Genomic DNA, 17,930 nt, shown 5'->3' on the forward strand with positions numbered 1-17,930 from the left:
GCCGCAGTACCGGAATTCCGGGGCGCCGCGCCCACCGGGTGCCGGGAAACGACCCGCCTTGTACGCAGCGCATGCGGACCAGTACGCTCCGTGCCCCATGCGACAAAGACCCATTCCACGAAGGACGCCGGGCAATCTTCCCTCGGACCTGAGCGGCTTTGTCGGGCGGGGCGGGGAACTTTCCGAGCTGGAGAGGCTGCTGGACGCCTCACGGCTGGTCACGGTGACCGGCGCGGGCGGCGTGGGCAAGACCCGCCTGGTTCTGGCGGCGGCCAGGGCGGCCGCCGACGCGGCGGCCGGTCCCGTCCGGCCCGCCGACGGGGTTGATCACGCCGATGCCGCGCAGGAACGCTACTGCGATGGTGTGTGGCTGGCCGAGCTGGCCTCCGTACGGGATCCGGCGCTGCTGGCGCTGACGCTCGCCGAGGCCCTGGGGCTGACCGACCACACCACCCGTCCGCCCCGGACGGTACTTGCCGAACACCTGGCCGAGCGGCGCCTGCTGCTGGTCCTGGACGGCTTCGAGCAACTGGTCGACGAGACGGCCGACCTGGTACGGGACCTCCTGCGCCGCTCCCCCGGCCTGCGCGTGCTCGCCGCCGGCCGGCGACCGCTGACACTCGACGGGGAACTGTCCTGGCCGCTGGCCCCGCTGGACCCGGAGGAGGCCCTGGCCCTGCTGATCGAGCGGACCTCGGCGGCCGATCCGGCCTTCGCCCTGACGGAGGCCAACCGGGCGGAGCTGGCCGAGCTGTGCGCCCGCCTCGACGGCCTGCCGCTGGCGCTGGAACTGGCGGCCGGCCGGCTGCGCACGCTGTCGCCGGCGCAGGTGCTGTCCCGGCTGGAGGACCGCTTCGCCCTGCTGACGGGCGGCTCGCGCGGCGCGCTGCCCCGCCATCGGGCGCTGCGCACGGCGATCGGCTGGAGCCACGAGCTGTGCACGTCCGGGGAGCGGCTGCTGTGGGCGCGGCTCTCGGTGTTCGCCGGGCAGTTCGACCTGGACGCCGCCGAGTACGTGTGCGCGGGGCCGGACCTGCCGGTGGATTCGGTGCTGGACCTGGTCGGGGAGCTGCTGGGGCAGTCCCTGCTGGTCCGGGAGGAGACGGCGGCCGGGGTCCGCTACCGGATGCTGGAGAGCGTACGGATCTACGGGGCGGGCTGGCTGGAGTCGCTGGGCGACGCCCGGCGGCTGCGGCGCCGGCACCGGGACTGGTACATGGGCCTGGCGACCTGGTGCGAGCTGGACTGGTTCAGCCCGCGCCAGGAGGAGGTGGCCGCGCTGGTGGAGGCGGAGCTGCCGAATCTGCGGCTCGCGCTGGAGTGCTGCCTGGACGAGCCGGAGGAGGTCCACCTGGGCCAGTACCTGGCGGGCACCCTCTGGTTCTACTGGGCGGGCTGCGGCCGGCTCACCGAGGGCCGGCACTGGCTGGACCGGACCCTGGAGGGCGACCTCGGGCTCGCGGGAGCGGAGTACGAGAGCTCCCGGCTGAAGGCGCTGTGGGTGCTCGGGTACGTCGCGGCCCTCCAGGGCGACTCGGTGGCCTCGATGAGCGCGCTGTACGAATGCCGGGACGGGGCCGTGCGGAGCGAGAACCCGGTGGCGGGCGCCTACGCAGTGCACCGGATGGGCTGTCTGGCACTGGTCTCGGACGACATGGCCCGGGCCGGGGAGCTGCTGGGCTCGGCGCTGGAGCGCTACCGGGAGGCCGGGGAGCTCAACAGCAACGTCCTGATGTGCCAGGTGGAGCTGGCGATGGCGCTGGCCTTCCAGGGGGAGCTGGCGGGCGCGCTCACCTTGTGCCGGGAGGTCCGGGACATCTGCGAGGAGCGCGGGGAGCGCTGGACCAAGGCGTACGCCCTGTACGTGCTGGCGTACGCGGCGCTGGACACCGGGGGCACGGCCGAGGCGCGGCGGCTGCTGGCCGAGTGCGTGGCCATCAACCACACGTTCCGCGATCTGGTCGGACTGGTGCTGGCGGTGGAGCTGCTGGCGCTGGTCACGGTGGCCGAGGGCCATCCGGCGGAGGCGGCGGTCCTGCAGGGCGCGGCGGAGCCCCTGTGGGACGGGGTGGGGATGCGGCTGTTCGGCTCGGGGTACTTCAACGCCCCGCGGCTGATGTGCCAGGAGCGGGCGGGCGAACTCCTGGGGGCCGAGCGGTACGCCTCCTGCGCCCGGCACGGCCGGACCCTGCCGCTGGACGCCCTCGTGGAGCGCGCCCTGCGCGGACCGGAGCCGGCGCCCGTGCCGGCGGGTCCGCTGCCGAGGCCGCGCGGCGCCACGGAGCGGGCCGAGCGGCCGATGGCGCACCCGGGGGCGAAAAGCAGGAAACCCGCCGGCTCCCCCGAAGGGGAACCGGCGGGCTGAACCAGCCTGTGAGGGCTACGTCCGCTGGTGTTGCTCGATCAGCGGGCGTAGTACTCGACGACGAGCTGCTCGTCGCAGATGACCGGGATTTCCTTGCGGTTCGGGTCGCGGTCCAGGCGGAAGGCCAGGGCCTTCAGGTTGACCTGCAGGTAACGCGGGGTTTCGCCCTCGCCTGCGTAGCCACCCTCACGGGCAACCTGGAACGGAACCTTCTCGCGGCTGCGCTCGCGCACCGTGATGACGTCGTCCGGACGGACGCGGAACGACGGCTTGTCGACCTTGTCGCCGTTGACCTCGATGTGGCCGTGAACGACCATCTGGCGAGCCTGGTAGATGGTGCGGGCGATGCCCGAACGCAGGACCAGGGCGTCGAGGCGACGCTCGAGCTCGACGACCAGCGCCTCGCCCGTCTTGCCTTCGGCCTTCTTGGCGCGGTCGTACGCGCGGGCCATCTGACGCTCAGAGATGTCGTACTGAGCGCGCAGACGCTGCTTCTCCAGCAGACGAACCTTGTAGTCCGAGTTCTGCTTGCGGCCACGGCCGTGCTCGCCCGGCGGGTAGGGGCGGGCCTCGAAGTACTTGACGGCCTTCGGGGTCAGCGCAATGCCGAGGGCACGCGACTTCTTGACCTTGGGTCGCTTCTGGTTCACGTGGAACCTACCTCCATGTAAGTTAGGTGAGGCTTACCTTAGCGAGGAGGACGTAATGTCTCGACCACATGGGATCCCCCTGCCCAGTGCGCACCGAAGTTCAGATCCAAACGAAACAGGATCTGCTTTCGGCGACGATAAGCAAGGTCAGCCGCGTCCCAGGGAAGGCGTTCGGCAGCTCACCGGAGCCGAACGCGTACGAACCCTCGTAGAGTCCAACGCCTCAGTATCCCTCACGCTCCCGGGTGCTCTGGACCAGGGGGAGTACGGGACAGGGATGCCGGCCGCAAGGACCGTCACCCCGGACGGGGACGTGATTCTCCTGGTATCAGGGGAATCCGCGGCTGCCAGGGCAGCCGCTCACGCCCAGGACGACGACCTCACCGCCGTGATCGAGATCACGGATGTGGCGCCGGTGTCCGTGCCCCATCGTATCCGAGGCCGCGCCTGGCTCGCCGGGTGGCTCACGCCGGTGCGCGGGGCCGCCGACCGGGCGGCCTGCGCGGCGCTGATGGCCGAGCGGCACCCGGTCGGCGAACTCCTCGGCCTGACCGAGTCGCTCGACGCGCCACCCGCCGGCCGGCCCGCGTGGATGCTGCTGCGCCTGGAGGTCGGCGAGATCTCGGTGGACGACCTGTGGGGCGCCGAGCACGTGGACCCGGAGCTGCTGGCCGGGGCCGAGCCCGACCCGATGGTGGCCCACGAGACGGAGCTCCTCCAGCACCTGGCCTCTTCGCACGGAGAGCGGATGGGTGACCTGTGCGGCCTGCTGGGCACCCGGGAGACGGAGGGCCTGACCGCGGTCCCCCTCGCGCTGGACCGGCTTGGCCTGCGGGTGCGCTTCACGCGCGGCGCCACCGCCTTCGACGCCCGCTTCGACTTCCCGGAGCCGGTGACCGACGTCTGCGGCCTGCGCAGGGCGATGAGCACCCTGTTCCCCGGCTAGTGCTGTGACCGGGGCTACGGGCAGGTGCCGAGCATCTCCTGCAGCGCCTGCTTCTCCGGCGGGGTCACGGAGAGCGCGTACTTCGCCTTGATCCCGGTGTACCGCCGCGCGTACTCGCACCAGTAGGCCTTCTGGGGCGGCTTCCACTTGTCCGCGGTCTTGCTGCTCTTCTCGTAGTTCGTCTGCTTGTCCACGGCGAGCAGCACGTCCAGGTCGTTGGCGTACTCCAGGCGCCGCTGCGGGGTCCAGGCGTACGCGCCCCCGCGCCAGGCGGCGCCCAGGGCGACGACGTGGTCGGTCTGGATCTGCGAGGCGCGGCGGTAGGTATAGGGGAGCTCCTTCCCCGTGTACGGGTCCTTCAGCACCCCGGACAGCACGACGCAGGGGTTCCTGTCGCCCTCGCGCAGTTCCCGGAGGTCCCTGCGCAGGACGTCGTCGCGGGTGTCGCAGCCGTTGCGGCCGCCGACGGCGTCGGTCTCGTCGGACCAGTACTTGCCGAAGTTCTCGCGCTTGTACGTCTCCCAGTTCTTGCCCCACTCGACCTTGAGCTTGCCCAGCTGGGTCTTGGCGACGGCCGTGGCGGGCGGGAACCCGGCGCTCGCGAGGGGGACCTGGGCGACGAGTGCGGCGGCACTGGCCTGCGCCCTTTCGCCGTCTCCGTGGTGGCACCCACTGAGCAGCAGCGCGGCGGCGCCGGCGGCGATCAACGCGGTGGCACGTCTCATGCGACGGAGCCTAGGCCCGGCCCTCTTGCCCGGCACCCGCGACACGACCCCGCTGCGCGGGGCGAAGTCCCCGCAGCCCGAGCCCCTGGGGCTCCGCCCCCAGGAACGGCACCGCGGGTCAGGACCCGGCGCCGCGGAGGCGCTCGCGGACCTTTTCCACCACGTCCGCGTAGCGGGCTTCGGCCCCGTACCGGGTCGGTTCGTAGTACCGCTTGCCATGGACCTCGTCCGGCGCGTACTGCTGCGCAGCAATCGCTCCGGGCACGTCGTGCGGGTACACGTACCCCACCGCGTGCCCCAGCTTCGCCGCCCCCTTGTAGTGCCCGTCACGCAAGTGCGTCGGCACGGACCCCGCCAGCCCCGCCTTGACGTCGGCCAGCGCCGCGCCGATCGCGGTCGTCGCGGTGTTCGACTTCGGGGCCAGCGCCAGCGCGATCGTCACGTGCGACAGCGTGAGCGAGGCCTCCGGGAAGCCGATCATCGCCACCGCCTGGGCCGCGGCCACCGCGAGCGGCAGGGCCGCCGGGTCGGCCAGCCCGATGTCCTCGCTCGCCGAGATCATCAGCCGGCGCGCGATGAACCGGGGGTCCTCCCCCGCTTCGATCATGCGCGCCAGATAGTGCAGCGCCGCGTCCACGTCCGAGCCCCGGATCGACTTGATCAGCGCGCTCGCCACGTCGTAGTGCTGGTCGCCGTCCCGGTCGTACTTCACCGCGGCCCGGTCGACGGCCTCCTCCACGGTCTGGAGGCTGATCTCCGGCTCACCCTTGGCGATCGCCGAGCCCGCACCCGCTTCCAGGGCCGTCAGGGCGCGCCGCGCGTCTCCTCCGGCGATCCGCAGCAGGTGCGCCTCCGCGTCCGCGGGCAGGGTGACGGCGCCGCCGAGGCCCCGCTCCTCCGTCAGCGCCCGGTGCATCAGGGCGCTGAGGTCCTCGTCCGTCAGCGGTTCCAGCGTCAGCAGCAGCGAGCGCGACAGCAGCGGGGAGATGATCGAGAAGTACGGGTTCTCCGTGGTCGCGGCGATCAGCGTGACCCAGCGGTTCTCCACGGCCGGCAGCAGCGAGTCCTGCTGCGCCTTGCTGAAGCGGTGGATCTCGTCGAGGAAGAGGACGGTGTCCTTGCCGTACCCGCCGGCCGCCCGCTTGGCGCCCTCGATGACGGCCCGTACTTCCTTCACGCCGGCGGTGATCGCGGACAGCTCGACGAACCGCTTCTTCGTCGCCTGGCTCACCACGTACGCGAGCGTGGTCTTCCCGATGCCCGGCGGGCCCCAGAGGATCACCGAGGAGGCGCCGGCGGGACCGCCCGCCCCGTCCCCGACGAGCCGGCGCAGGGGGGAGCCTTGCTTCAGCAGGTGCTGCTGGCCGACGACCTCGTCCAGGGTGCGCGGACGCATCCGGACGGCGAGCGGAGAACTGGAGGGGTCCTTCGCCTGGCGGTCTTCGGCGGCAGCGGTGAAGAGATCTGGTTCCACACCGGAAGCCTATGCGAGGCCACCGACACTCCCGCCCGGACGGATCAGGTGGTCAGGACATCCAGAAGTCCCACCAGCGGGTCAGGATCAGCATGCCGATGATCCCGATGTGCAGGACGGGCAGCACCCAGGTGAACTCGTCGAAGAGGCCGCGCAGCCAGTCGGGAGCCGGCAGCAGCCGGCCCCGGACGTTGTGCGAGGTGACGTACCAGAACATGACGATGGTGGCGACCCAGGCCAGGCAGCACCACAGGCACAGGGAGTTGATCGTGTAGAGCGACTGGTACATCAGCCAGGTGCAGAAGCCGACGCCGAAGAGCATCCCGGCGTTCAGGGTGAGCCAGTACCAGCGCGGGAAGCGCGCCCGGGCGAGCAGGCTCATGCCGACGCAGACCACCATGCCGTAGGCGACCAGCCCCAGCATCGGGTTCGGGAAGCCGAAGACCGACGCCTGGTCGCTCTTCATGATGTTGCCGCAGGAGACGATCGGGTTGAGGCTGCAGCCCGGGACGAAGTCCGGGTCCTCCAGCAGCTTGAACTTGTCGATCGTGATGACCCAGGCGGCGAGCAGTCCCGCGGCTCCCGTGATCACCAGCAGCAGGGCGAGCGCCCGGCTGCCGCCGACGGCCGTTCGCGGCTCGACGATGTCCGTATCGGTCCCACGTGTCGTCATCCGGCCCGCTCCACATCTGCAAGGTCAACAAGCACCGGCCATTGTGCCGTACCCGGCCGGACCGTCCACCCTCCACTGTCCACCCTCCACTGTCCATCGTTCGACGGACAGGAGGAGGTACGCACGGGGGGACCGGTGGCCGGGCTTCCGCCACACCATGTGAGACATGACAGAGAACGCGGTGGAAGTACGGGGGCTCCGCAAGCAGTACGGCGAAGTCACCGCAGTGGACGGACTGGACCTGACGATCCGGCGGGGCGAGGTCTTCGGCCTCCTGGGGCCCAATGGCGCCGGCAAGAGCACGACGGTGGAAATCCTCCAGGGGCACCGGGAGCGGGACGGCGGCGAGGTGCTCGTCCTCGGCGCGGACCCCGCGACCGCCGGCCGGGCCTGGCGCTCGCGCGTCGGCATCGTCTGGCAGGACGAGTCGGCGCCCGCCGAACTGACGGTGCGGGAGACGGTCGAGCACTTCGCCCGCTACTACCCGGCCCCGCGCGATCCGGCCGAGGTGATCGCCCTGGTCGGCCTGGAGGACAAGCGCGGTCACCGGCTCAAGACCCTCTCCGGCGGCCAGCGGCGCCGCCTCGACGTGGCGCTCGGGGTCATCGGCGACCCCGAGCTGCTGCTCCTGGACGAGCCGACGACCGGCTTCGACCCGGTGGCCCGGCGGCAGTTCTGGGACCTGATCCGGCTGCTGTCCGAGTCGGGCACCACCATCGTGCTCACCACCCACTACCTGGAGGAGGCCGAGGCGCTCGCCGACCGGCTCGCGGTCATCGCCCGCGGCAAGGTCGTGGCCGAGGGCGAACCGGCCGCACTGCGCTCCCGCCTCGGGACCGGCGCCACCGTCGAGTGGACCGACCGGGACGGCGGCCCGCGCAGCACCTCCACCGAGACGCCCACCCGTACGGTCGCCGAACTGGCGGCCCGCTTCGACGGAGAGGTCCCGGACCTGAGGATCACCCGCCCCACCCTGGAGGACGTGTACCTGCGCCTCACGGGCCGGCTCGACCGGAACACGACGCGGCAGGAGGAGTCCCGATGAGCACGCAGACCGGTACGGGCACGAGTACGGGCACGAGTACGGGCAAGGCCACGGGAACGGGCGGGGCCGGGGCGCTGCCCGGCGCCTGGTCCCTCGGTGTGAGCCGCGGGGTGCTGGAGATCAGGCAGTTCGTCCGCCAGCGCGACGCGGTGATCTTCACCTTCGCCTTCCCCATCGTCTTCCTCGCGCTCTTCGCCTCGATCTTCAGCGAGGGCATGGAGGGCAGCGGGGTCACCGCCTCCCAGATGTACGCGGCCGGCATGGTCGCCGCCGGCATCATGTCCACCAGCTTCCAGTCCCTCGGCATCTCCATCGCCGTCGAACGCGACGAGAAGGTGCTGCGCCGGCTGCGCGGAACCCCGATGCCGCCGGCCGCGTACTTCCTCGGCAAGGTGTGGATGGTGCTGGCCACCGGCCTCGCCGAGACCGCGATCCTGCTGCTGGTCGGCTCCACCCTGTTCGATCTCGATCTGCCGACGTCCGCCTCGAAGTGGCTGACGTTCGCCTGGATCTTCGTCCTGGGCCTGGCCGGCTGCGCCCTGCTCGGCATCGCGATCAGCAGCCTGCCCAAGTCCGGCAAGAGCGCCAGCTCGGTCGTGGTCCTGCCCTTCCTGATCCTGCAGTTCATCTCCGGGGTGTTCATCCCGGTCCACCAGATCCCCGACTGGCTGCTGAACATCGGGGCGCTGTTCCCGCTCAAGTGGATGTGCCAGGGGCTGCGCGGGGTGTTCCTTCCCGAGTCCGCGGCCGTTTTCGAACAGGCCGGTGCCTGGGAGTATGGGCGGGTCGCCCTGGTCCTGGGGGCCTGGGTGCTCGGAGGGCTGGTGCTGTGCCTGCTGACCTTCAAGTGGAAGAACCGGCGCGACGGCTGAGCGCATTCGCCGAGGCGGCCGGAGCGCGCGAGTCCCACGTCTGGGACCGCGCGTTCGGCCCGTGGGACCTCTACTTCGGGGTCGTGTGGATCGCAACCGCGGCCTTCGTCCTCGGCTCGGACTCCCCCGGGCCGGCGTACCGGATCACCGCCGTCGTCCTGCTCGCCCTCCTGATCCCCTGCTACCTCGGCGCCGGACGCCCGCTGCTCCTGCTGGAGCCGGGCGCCGCACCCCGGGCCTCCGCCCGCTACGTGGGCGTGGCGCTGGCCCTCTTCCTGCCGGCGGCCGCCCTGGCCGGCGAGGCCCGGCTGATCACCTTCGCCCTCGCCCCTCAGTGCTTCATGCTGCTGCCGCTGCGGCGCGCGGTCTGCGCCGTGGGCCTGCTGTGCCTGCTGCCGGTGGCTGGCTGGGCACTGGTGTGGCGCCCTGAGGGGCATTCCGTCTTCGCGAGCGCGCTCGGCGCGCTCGTCACCTTCCTCTTCTCCGCCTTCTTCGGTGCCTGGATCCTCCGGATCATCGAACAGAGCCGGCACCGGGCCTCCCTCATCGCGGAACTCGACGCCAGCCGGGAGGAGGTGACCCGGCTCTCCGCCGAGCGCGGCGCCCACGCCGAAAGGGAACGCATGTCCCGGGAGATCCACGACACCCTCGCCCAGGGCTTCACCAGCCTGCTGATGCTCGTACAGGCCGTGCAGTCGGAGCTGGACACCGATCCGGAGCGGGCCAGGCACCATCTGGAGCTGATGGCCGTCACCGCCCGGCAGAACCTGGCCGAGGCCCGCGCCCTGGTCGCGGGCGGTGTGCCCGCCGATCTCGACGGCGGATCGCTGCCCGACGCGGTACGGCGGCTCGCGGCCCGGCACGATCCGCCGGCGGCCGTCTCGGTGACCGGGGAGGTCCGGCCGCTGGCCGCGGTCCTGGAGGTGGTGGCCCTGCGGTCCTGCCAGGAGTCCTTGTCGAACGCGGCCAAGCACGCCGGACCGCAGGCCCGTTGCGCGGTGTCCCTCGCCTACGGCGGCTCCGAGCTGACCCTGACGGTCCGGGACACCGGCCGGGGCTTCGATCCGGCGGCCCCCGCAGCGGGCTACGGACTGCGGGGGCTGTTCGCCCGCGCGGCCGAGGTGGGCGGCGCCGCGGCGGTCGACAGCGCCGCCTCGGCCGGCACCACCGTCACCGTCACACTCCCGATCCGCTGACCCGCTGATCCGCGGATCTGCTGATCCGCTGAGGAGCCGTACGAGATGATCCGCATCCTGCTGGCCGACGACCACCCGGTGGTACGGGAGGGCCTGCGCGGCATGCTCGCCGCCGAACCGGACCTGGAGGTCGTCGCCGAGGCCTCGAACGGCCCGCAGGCGGAGGCGCTGGCCGCGCGGCTGGTCCCCGAAGGCGGCCTGGACCTGATCCTGATGGACCTGCGGATGCCGGGCGGCGACGGAGTCGAATCGATCGCCCGCATCACGGCGGCCCGGCTGCCGGTACGGGTGGTGGTGCTGACCACGTACGAGGAGGACCGGGACATCCTGCGCGCGGTGGAGGCGGGGGCGGCGGGCTACCTGCTGAAGGACATGGCGCGGGCGGAGCTGGCGGCCGCGGTCCGGGCGGCCGTGCGCGGCGAGACGGTCCTCGCCCCGACGGTGGCGGGCCGCCTGGTCGACCAGCTCCGCACCCGCCCGTCGGTGCCGCGGCTCTCCGACCGGGAGGTGGCGGTGCTCCGCCTGGTCGCGGAGGGCGCGACGAACGCGGAGATCGGGCGCCGGCTGTTCGTGGCGGAGTCCACGGTCAAGACGCACATGCTGCGCATCTTCGGAAAGCTGGAAGTCGCCGACCGCACGGCGGCGGTGACGACAGCCATGCGGCACGGCTTGCTGTGACCGCGGCCGCTGCGCGGGGCCTCCCCCACCCCGCCCCTTCCCGAAACCGGGGCTCCGCCCCGGACCCCGTTTCCGGGCTCCGCCCCAGGAAACTGCGAAAGGGCGGGGCGGGGAGAGCTCCGCGCAGCGGATCCCCCGGCCCCGCCCCACCAGGCGGCGGCGTCCGTCAGGCCAGGCGGGCCCGGACCGTGGCGACCAAGTCGGCGACGGCCACCGGCGCCTGCTCCCCGGACTCCATGTCCTTCAACTGGACCACGCCCTCCTCCAGGTCACGGTCGCCCGCGACCACCGCGAACCGCGCCCCGCTGCGGTTCGCGTCCTTCATCGCACCCTTGAGGCCCTTGCCCCCGTAGGAGATGTCCGCGGCCACGCCGGCCCGCCGCAGCTCGGTCACCAGACCGAACAGCACCGGCTTCGCCGCGCCGAGCGCCACCGCGAAGACGGAGGTCGAGGCGGGGATGTCCAGTTCGACGCCCTCGGCTTCGAGCGCCAGGACCGTGCGGTCGACGCCCAGCGCCCAGCCCACCGAGGGCAGCGCGGGCCCGCCGATCATCTCGGAGAGGCCGTCGTAGCGGCCGCCGCCGCCCACCGCGGACTGGGAGCCCAGACCGTCGTGGACGAACTCGAAGGTGGTGCGGGTGTAGTAGTCCAGGCCGCGCACGAGCTTCTCGTCGTCCTCGAAGACGACCCCGGCCGCCGTCACCAGCGCCCGGACCTCCTCGTGGTACGCCTTGCAGGCGTCGCAGAGGTAGTCGCGCAGCATCGGGGCGCCGACGAGCTGCTTCTGCACGTCCGTCCGCTTGTCGTCGAGCACGCGCAGCGGGTTGATCTCGGCCCGGCGGACGGTCTCCTCGTCGAGGTCCAGTCCGCTCAGGAAGGCCTGGAGTGCCTCCCGGTACACCGGGCGGCACTCCTTGTCGCCGAGCGAGTTCAGCAGGATCCGGAAGTTGCGCAGGCCCAGCGAGCGGTACGCCTGGTCGGCCAGGATGATCAGCTCGGCGTCCAGCGCCGGGTCCTCGGCTCCGATGGCCTCGGCGCCGACCTGGGAGAAGTGGCGGTAGCGGCCCTTCTGCGGCTTCTCGTAACGGTAGTACGAGCCCGAGTACCAGAGCTTGACCGGCAGGTTGCCCTTCTTGTGCAGGCTGGCCTCCAGTGCCGCGCGCAGCACCGAGGCCGTGCCCTCGGGACGCAGGGCCAGCTGGTCGCCGCCCTTGGTCTCGAAGGCGTACATCTCCTTGGAGACGATGTCGGTGGACTCGCCCACACCTCGGGCGAACAGGCCGACGTCCTCAAAACCGGGCGTCTCGATGTAGCCGTAGCCGGAGTTGCGCAGCGGGGCGGAGATGGCCTCGCGCACCGCCAGGTACTTCACGGATACCGGCGGGATCAGGTCGTACGTGCCCTTGGGGGCCTGAAAAGTAGCCACGAAACTCTCGTCACATTCCTCGTCGTGGAGACGTGAAGCCGTCTCCCAGGCCGGCGGCCACCTGCCGCAGGTACGGGTTGGTGGCTCGCTCACGGCCAATGGTCGTGTGCTCGTTGTGTCCGGGCAGCACCACGGTCGAATCGTCGAGCGGCAGGCACACGCGGGCCAGCGACTCGAGCATGTCGGCGTGGCTGCCGCCGGGGAAGTCCGTACGCCCGATGGAGCCGGCGAAGAGCAGGTCGCCCGAGAACAGCAGCGGCGGGATGTCCGCCGCCTCGGGCATCCCGAAGGTCACCGACCCCCTCGTATGGCCGGGGGCGTGCGACACGGTGAGCTCCATGCCGGCCAGGGCGAGCTTCGCTCCGTCGGTCAGTTCCTTGACGTCCGAGGGCTCCCCCACGGTGAGCTCGCCCATGAGCTGGGCTCCGAGGGAACGGCCGAGGGCCTTCTCCGGGTCGCTCATCATGAAGCGGTCTTCGGGGTGGATCCAGGCCGGTACGTCGTGTGCTCCGCACACCGGGACCACCGAGGCCACATGATCGATGTGGCCATGGGTGAGGACGACCGCGACGGGCTTGAGCCGATGCTTCTTCAACGTCTCTTCGACACCCTGGGTGGCCTGGTGGCCCGGGTCGATGATGACGCACTCCTCACCGGCGGCGGGGGCGACCACGTAACAGTTGGTCCCCCAGGCCCCGGCGGGGAATCCGGCAATCAGCACGTTCGTCCTCAATCGTCGTCCGGCGGGAGGCTGCAGATCGGAATGCTGCTGCTCAGAGGGTACCGGCGCCGCTCATTACACAGCGAACCCATATACGGTACGGCCTAACCCAGCCCGGACAGTGGTACCAGCTACGCACAAGGAGACGACCCGGTGGTCACGAGCGATCAGCGGCGGCGCCAGCTCGCCAGGGAGAAGTACGAACGCCAGCAGAAGCGGCGCGCCGAAGAGCGGCAGAAGTCGCGCAAGCGGCTCGCCGTGATCGGTGCGGCGGTGGCCGTGGTCGTTGCGGCGCTGGTCGGCCTCGTGGCCGGCGGTGTGTTCGACAAGGACAAGAAGGACGAGGCGGCCGACCCGGCCGCGACCCCCTCGGCCCCGGCCTCGCCCACCCCGCAGCAGTCCCCCTCCCCGGCGATGGCGATCGACGCCAAGGCGAAGTACACCTTCGCCCTGAAGACCAGTGCGGGCGACATCAAGTTCGAGATGGACGCGGCGAAGACCCCGCAGACGGTCAACTCGTTCAAGTCGCTCGCCGACAAGAAGTTCTTCGACAACACCAAGTGCCACCGCCTGACGACGGGCGGGATCTTCGTCCTGCAGTGCGGCGACCCGCAGGGCACCGGCAGGGGCGGCCCCGGCTACACCATCGCCGACGAGAACCTCGACGCGCTGGGCAAGCCCAACGCGACGGGCCAGGTCGTCTACCCGGCGGGCACGGTGGCGATGGCCAACACCGGCCAGCCCGGCTCGGGCGGCAGCCAGTTCTTCCTGGTCTACAAGGACAGCCCGCTCGCCCCGACGTACACCCCCTTCGGCAAGATCGACGCGGCCGGCCTGAAGGTGCTCGAAGAGGTGGCCAAGGCCGGTACGGCCGACGGCGGCCAGGACGGGGCTCCCAAGACCCCCGTGACGATCGAGAAGGGCACCGTCACCCAGAACTGACCGGGACCGGGCGCCCCGGGCGCCGGCTGTCTCCTCGAATTCCTCGAAGGCGCTCCGGTACGGCGATATTCCGTCGTGCTGGATGCGGACAGCCGGCCCGGCGGTCGCCTATGTTGGCGTTGTGCAGGGCGGGCGCGGCCCGCCCCAGGAAACTGTGGACGATGCCCAGGGGGTGAACCCCTCGCAAGGCATCAGGTGGAGGAGGCGCTGTGAGCAGCGACCCGTGGGGCCGAGTCGACGAGACCGGCACCGTGTACGTGCGTACTGCCGATGGCGAGAAGGTCGTCGGCTCGTGGCAGGCCGGCACCCCGGAGGAGGCCCTGGCCTACTTCGAGCGCAAGTACGAGGGCCTGGTGGTCGAGATCGGCCTCCTCGAACGACGGGTGCGGACCACCGATCTGGCCGCCAAGGACGCCCAGACGGCCATCGAGCACCTGCGTACGCAGGTGGACGAGCACCACGCCGTCGGCGACCTCGACGCGCTGCGCGTCCGGCTGGACAAGCTGGTGTCGACCGTGGACTCGCGCCGCGAGGAGCGCAAGGTCCAGAAGGCCAAGCAGACGGACGAGGCCCGTACGGCCAAGGACGCGCTGGTGGCCGAGGCCGAGGAGCTGGCGCAGAGCGACCAGTGGCGCAGCGCCGGCGAGCGGCTGCGGGCCCTGGTGGACATCTGGAAGGGTCTGCCCCGCCTCGACCGCAAGTCGGACGACGAGCTGTGGCACCGCTTCTCGCACGCCCGTTCCGCCTTCTCCAAGCGCCGCAAGGCCCACTTCGCCTCGCTCGACGCGCAGCGCGAGGACGCCCGCAAGGTCAAGGAGAAGCTGGTCGCGGAGGCCGAGTCGCTGTCGAAGTCGACCGACTGGGGTCCGACGGCCGCGCGCTACCGCGAGCTGATGGAGAACTGGAAGGCCGCGGGCCGCGCGCAGCGCGAGTCCGAGGACGACCTGTGGAACCGTTTCCGCGGTGCCCAGGACGTGTTCTTCGCGGCGCGCAGCGAGGTGTTCGCGGAGCGCGACGCCGAGCAGGTGGAGAACCTGAAGCTGAAGGAGGAGCTGGCCGACGAGGCCGAGAAGCTCGTCCCGATCACGGACCTGAAGGCGGCCCGTGCCGCGTTCCGCTCCCTGAACGAGCGCTGGGAGGCCATCGGCCACGTACCGCGGGACGCGCGTCCCAAGGTCGAGGGCCGGATGCACACCGTCGAGCGGGCCATCCAGGAAGCCGAGGAAGGCGAGTGGCGCCGTACGAACCCGGAGGCGCGGGCCCGTGCGGCCGGTCTGACGGGTCAGCTGCAGGCGGCGGTCGACAAGCTGCGCGGCCAGATCGACACGGCGCGCGCGCAGGGCAACAACTCCAAGGCCGACAAGCTGTCCCGGGAGCTGGAGGGCCGTCAGGCCCTGCTGGACCAGGCGCTGAAGGGCCTTGAGGAGTTCGGCGGCTGATCGCGGCCCCTTCGCGTGTTCCGCTACGGCCTGCGGGCCGAGGTGACGCGGTAGACGTCGTAGACGCCCTCGACGCCCCTTACGGCCTTCAGGACGTGGCCCAGGTGCTTCGGGTCGCCCATCTCGAAGGTGAACCGGGAGGTGGCCACCCGGTCGCGGGAGGTCTGCACGGCCGCCGACAGGATGTTCACGTGCTGGTCCGACAGGACGCGGGTGACGTCCGACAGCAGCCGGGACCGGTCCAGCGCCTCGACCTGGATGGCGACCAGGAAGACGGAGGACTGGGTGGGCGCCCATTCGACCTCGAGCATCCGCTCGGGCTCCTGGGAGAGCGAGTCCACGTTGACGCAGTCCGCGCGGTGGACCGATACGCCGCTGCCGCGCGTGACGAAGCCGACGATCGGGTCGCCCGGCACCGGGGTGCAGCAGCGGGCCAGCTTGACCCACACGTCCTCGACGCCCTTGACCACCACGCCGGGGTCGGCGTTGCCGCGGCGGGTGCTGCGGCCGCGGGCCGGCGGGATGCTGTCCTCGATGTCCTCGTTGGCCGCGTCCTCGCCGCCGAGGGCCTGGACCAGCTTCTGGACCACGTTCTGCGCGGTGACGTGGCCCTCGCCGATCGCCGCGTAGAGCGAGGAGATGTCGGGGTAGCGCATCTCGTGCGCGAGGGTGACGAGGGAGTCCCCGGTCAGGATGCGCTGGATCGGCAGGTTCTGCTTGCGCATGGCCCGCGCAATGGCGTCCTTGCCGTGCTCGATCGCCTCGTCGCGGCGCTCCTTGGAGAACCAGGCGCGGATCTTGTTGCGGGCCCGGGGGGACTTGACGAAGCCCAGCCAGTCGCGGGACGGGCCCGCGCCCTCGGCCTTGGAGGTGAAGACCTCGACCAGGTCGCCGTTGTCGAGGGTCGATTCGAGCGGTACGAGCCGCCCGTTGACCCGCGCCCCTATGGTCCGGTGGCCGACCTCGGTGTGGACGGCGTACGCGAAGTCGACGGGGGTGGCTCCGGCCGGCAGGGCGATGACGTCGCCCTTGGGCGTGAAGACGAAGACCTCGTTGCGCGAGAGGTCGAAGCGCAGCGAGTCGAGGAACTCGCTCGGGTCCTCGGTCTCCTTCTGCCAGTCCAGCAGCTGGCGCAGCCAGGCCATGTCGTTGACGGTGTCGTGGCCCGCGCTGCCCTTGGCCGCCTGCGGCACGTCCGTGCGTACCTTCGAGGTGCCGGCGACGGTCTGCTGCTTGTACTTCCAGTGCGCGGCGATGCCGTACTCGGCACGGCGGTGCATGTCGAAGGTGCGGATCTGGAGCTCGACGGGCTTGCCGCTGGGTCCGATGACCGTCGTGTGGAGCGACTGGTACATGTTGAACTTCGGCATCGCGATGTAGTCCTTGAACCGGCCGGGGACCGGGTTCCATCGCGCGTGCACGGTGCCGAGGGCGGCGTAGCAGTCCCGGACGGTGTCGACGAGGACCCGGATGCCGACCAGGTCGTAGATCTCGGCGAAGTCGCGGCCGCGCACGATCATCTTCTGGTAGACGCTGTAGTAGTGCTTGGGGCGCCCGGTGACGGTGGCCTTGATGCGGGCGGCCCGGAGGTCGGCCTGCACCTCGTCGGTGACGACGGTGAGGTACTCGTCGCGCTTGGGTGCCCTTTCGGCCACCAGCCGTACGATCTCGTCGTACATCTTGGGGTAGAGGATCGCGAAGGCGAGGTCCTCCAGCTCCCACTTGATGGTGTTCATGCCCAGCCGGTGCGCCAGCGGGGCGTAGATCTCGAGGGTCTCGCGGGCCTTCTTCTCCTGCTTCTCCCGCTTGAGGTAGCGCATGGTGCGCATGTTGTGCAGGCGGTCGGCGAGCTTGATCACGAGAACCCGGGGGTCCTTGGCCATGGCCACGACCATCTTGCGGACGGTCTCGGCCTGGGCGGCCTCGCCGAACTTCACGCGGTCGAGCTTGGTGACTCCGTCGACGAGCAGGGTCACGGCGTCGCCGAAGTCGCGCCGCAGGTCCTCCAGCCCGTACTCGGTGTCCTCCACCGTGTCGTGGAGCAGCCCCGCCATCAGCGTGGCCGGGTCCATGCCCAGCTCGGCGAGGATCGTGGTCACCGCGAGCGGGTGCGTGATGTACGGGTCGCCGCTCTTGCGCTTCTGGCCGCGGTGCCAGCGCTCGGCGACCTGGTAGGCCTGCTCGATCTGGCGCAGGGTGGCCGTCTCGATCTTCGGGTCGTTGCTGCGGACTATGCGGAGCAGCGGTTCCAGCACCGGGTTGTACGGGTTGGAACGCTGACCGCCGAGGCGGGCCAGCCGCGCGCGCACCCGGTTGGAGGACCCGGCCGACTTCGCGGACGCGGGCTTGACCGGCAGGGCCGGCGGAGCCGGCGGGGGCGTGGCGGCGGCCGCCGCGGCCGGCTGCTCGGCCTCCGGGGCGGGCTGCGCGGCGGAGATTGGCTGGACCTCGTCTGGCAAGAGCGCTCCTCAGGGGGTCCCCCCGCACGGAGTGTGGGGGAGGATCCGGTGCCCGTGTCCGGTCCGGATAACCCATCGTAGCGAGGGTTCCGCCACCCCGTTCCCCGAGTCCGCCCCGACTCCTCCCGGGCCCGGCCACATCCCGCCCGTCCGGCGTTTGAGGACCGGGGTCCGGGGCCGAGCCCCGGGGAACGGGGGAAGGGCGGGTAGGGGACTTCGCCCCGCGCAGCGGCCCGCACACGCCGAAGCGGGGGTGCTCCGGGGAGTTCCCGTTCCCGCCCACCTCCGGGAAAAAAAGGGACGAACCCCACCCCCCCGT

The 17,930-nt window shown here is 71.3% G+C and carries 15 protein-coding genes; 8 read left to right on the top strand and 7 right to left on the bottom strand.

All coding sequences use genetic code 11. From position 1 onward, the window contains the following. The first annotated feature begins 97 nt into the window (after positions 1-97). Positions 98-2,365, top strand: coding sequence for an ATP-binding protein (locus tag ACFWBW_RS26485; protein WP_385377032.1), 2,268 nt, complete (start codon positions 98-100; stop codon positions 2,363-2,365). Positions 2,366-2,403: 38 nt separating this feature from the next. Here the strand turns inward: ACFWBW_RS26485 and rpsD are convergent, their stop codons facing one another. After that, entirely contained in the window at positions 2,404-3,015 is a 612-nt protein-coding gene (gene rpsD / locus ACFWBW_RS26490; RefSeq protein WP_008740451.1) for a 30S ribosomal protein S4, read from the bottom strand. Between the two features lie 55 nt (positions 3,016-3,070). Here rpsD and ACFWBW_RS26495 point away from each other — a divergent pair, with 55 nt between their 5' ends. Next, entirely contained in the window at positions 3,071-3,961 is an 891-nt protein-coding gene (locus tag ACFWBW_RS26495; RefSeq protein ID WP_385377035.1) for a DUF2470 domain-containing protein, read from the top strand. A 14-nt stretch (positions 3,962-3,975) separates the two neighbouring features. Here the strand turns inward: ACFWBW_RS26495 and ACFWBW_RS26500 are convergent, their stop codons facing one another. From ACFWBW_RS26500 to ACFWBW_RS26510, 3 genes are all read right to left on the bottom strand, one after another. After that, positions 3,976-4,686, bottom strand: a complete 711-nt coding sequence (locus ACFWBW_RS26500; protein ID WP_385377038.1) for an HNH endonuclease family protein — start codon at positions 4,684-4,686, stop codon at positions 3,976-3,978. A 118-nt stretch (positions 4,687-4,804) separates the two neighbouring features. Continuing rightward, positions 4,805-6,160, bottom strand: a complete 1,356-nt coding sequence (locus ACFWBW_RS26505) for a replication-associated recombination protein A (RefSeq protein ID WP_385377041.1) — start codon at positions 6,158-6,160, stop codon at positions 4,805-4,807. Positions 6,161-6,212: 52 nt separating this feature from the next. Beyond that, positions 6,213-6,833, bottom strand: a complete 621-nt coding sequence (locus tag ACFWBW_RS26510; protein WP_385377043.1) for a vitamin K epoxide reductase family protein — start codon at positions 6,831-6,833, stop codon at positions 6,213-6,215. A gap of 166 nt (positions 6,834-6,999) precedes the next feature. Here ACFWBW_RS26510 and ACFWBW_RS26515 point away from each other — a divergent pair, with 166 nt between their 5' ends. The 4 genes from ACFWBW_RS26515 to ACFWBW_RS26530 are packed head-to-tail and all read left to right on the top strand — an operon-like array spanning position 7,000 to position 10,624. Further along, entirely contained in the window at positions 7,000-7,878 is an 879-nt protein-coding gene (locus ACFWBW_RS26515; protein WP_385377046.1) for an ABC transporter ATP-binding protein, read from the top strand. Further along, a complete protein-coding gene (locus ACFWBW_RS26520; protein WP_385377049.1) occupies positions 7,875-8,750 on the top strand; it encodes an ABC transporter permease in 876 nt (291 codons plus the stop codon). Before ACFWBW_RS26515 ends, ACFWBW_RS26520 begins: the two co-directional genes overlap by 4 nt. After that, positions 8,708-9,946 carry a sensor histidine kinase gene (locus ACFWBW_RS26525; RefSeq protein WP_385377052.1) on the top strand — a complete coding sequence of 413 codons (1,239 nt, stop codon included), beginning with the start codon at positions 8,708-8,710 and terminating at the stop codon, positions 9,944-9,946. Before ACFWBW_RS26520 ends, ACFWBW_RS26525 begins: the two co-directional genes overlap by 43 nt. A 45-nt stretch (positions 9,947-9,991) precedes the next feature. Continuing rightward, positions 9,992-10,624 (top strand): response regulator, encoded by a 633-nt coding sequence (locus ACFWBW_RS26530; RefSeq protein ID WP_385377055.1) that lies wholly within the window; start codon positions 9,992-9,994, stop codon positions 10,622-10,624. Positions 10,625-10,790: 166 nt separating this feature from the next. On the opposite strand, the gene hisS is transcribed toward ACFWBW_RS26530, so the two are convergent. Then, complete coding sequence (hisS, locus tag ACFWBW_RS26535; protein ID WP_385377058.1) at positions 10,791-12,050, bottom strand: histidine--tRNA ligase; 1,260 nt, start codon at positions 12,048-12,050, stop codon at positions 10,791-10,793. A 10-nt stretch (positions 12,051-12,060) separates the two neighbouring features. Beyond that, a complete protein-coding gene (locus ACFWBW_RS26540; protein WP_250744724.1) occupies positions 12,061-12,771 on the bottom strand; it encodes an MBL fold metallo-hydrolase in 711 nt (236 codons plus the stop codon). A gap of 153 nt (positions 12,772-12,924) precedes the next feature. On the opposite strand from ACFWBW_RS26540, the gene ACFWBW_RS26545 reads away from it, so the two are divergent. After that, positions 12,925-13,713: a peptidylprolyl isomerase gene (locus tag ACFWBW_RS26545; RefSeq protein ID WP_385377060.1), complete on the top strand. Its 789-nt coding sequence runs from the start codon at positions 12,925-12,927 to the stop codon at positions 13,711-13,713. Positions 13,714-13,922: 209 nt separating this feature from the next. Beyond that, positions 13,923-15,152, top strand: coding sequence for a DUF349 domain-containing protein (locus ACFWBW_RS26550; protein ID WP_385377063.1), 1,230 nt, complete (start codon positions 13,923-13,925; stop codon positions 15,150-15,152). Between the two features lie 23 nt (positions 15,153-15,175). Here ACFWBW_RS26550 and ACFWBW_RS26555 read toward each other — a convergent pair whose 3' ends face one another. Then, a complete protein-coding gene (locus tag ACFWBW_RS26555) occupies positions 15,176-17,611 on the bottom strand; it encodes a RelA/SpoT family protein (protein ID WP_385377066.1) in 2,436 nt (811 codons plus the stop codon). Between the last annotated feature and the right edge of the window lie 319 nt (positions 17,612-17,930).

Origin of the sequence: Streptomyces sp. NPDC059957, from assembly GCF_042730015.1 — a bacterium.
Lineage (GTDB): Bacteria > Actinomycetota > Actinomycetes > Streptomycetales > Streptomycetaceae > Streptomyces.

Excerpts from the sequence above, each read along its gene's own strand:
- ACFWBW_RS26485 (WP_385377032.1), top strand. The coding sequence starts at position 98 with ATGCGACAAAGACCCATTCCACGAAGGACGCCGGGCAATCTTCCCTCG.
- ACFWBW_RS26495 (WP_385377035.1), top strand. The coding sequence starts at position 3,071 with ATGTCTCGACCACATGGGATCCCCCTGCCCAGTGCGCACCGAAGTTCA.
- ACFWBW_RS26500 (WP_385377038.1), bottom strand. The coding sequence starts at position 4,686 with ATGAGACGTGCCACCGCGTTGATCGCCGCCGGCGCCGCCGCGCTGCTG.
- ACFWBW_RS26510 (WP_385377043.1), bottom strand. The coding sequence starts at position 6,833 with ATGACGACACGTGGGACCGATACGGACATCGTCGAGCCGCGAACGGCC.
- ACFWBW_RS26515 (WP_385377046.1), top strand. The coding sequence starts at position 7,000 with ATGACAGAGAACGCGGTGGAAGTACGGGGGCTCCGCAAGCAGTACGGC.
- ACFWBW_RS26520 (WP_385377049.1), top strand. The coding sequence starts at position 7,875 with ATGAGCACGCAGACCGGTACGGGCACGAGTACGGGCACGAGTACGGGC.
- ACFWBW_RS26530 (WP_385377055.1), top strand. The coding sequence starts at position 9,992 with ATGATCCGCATCCTGCTGGCCGACGACCACCCGGTGGTACGGGAGGGC.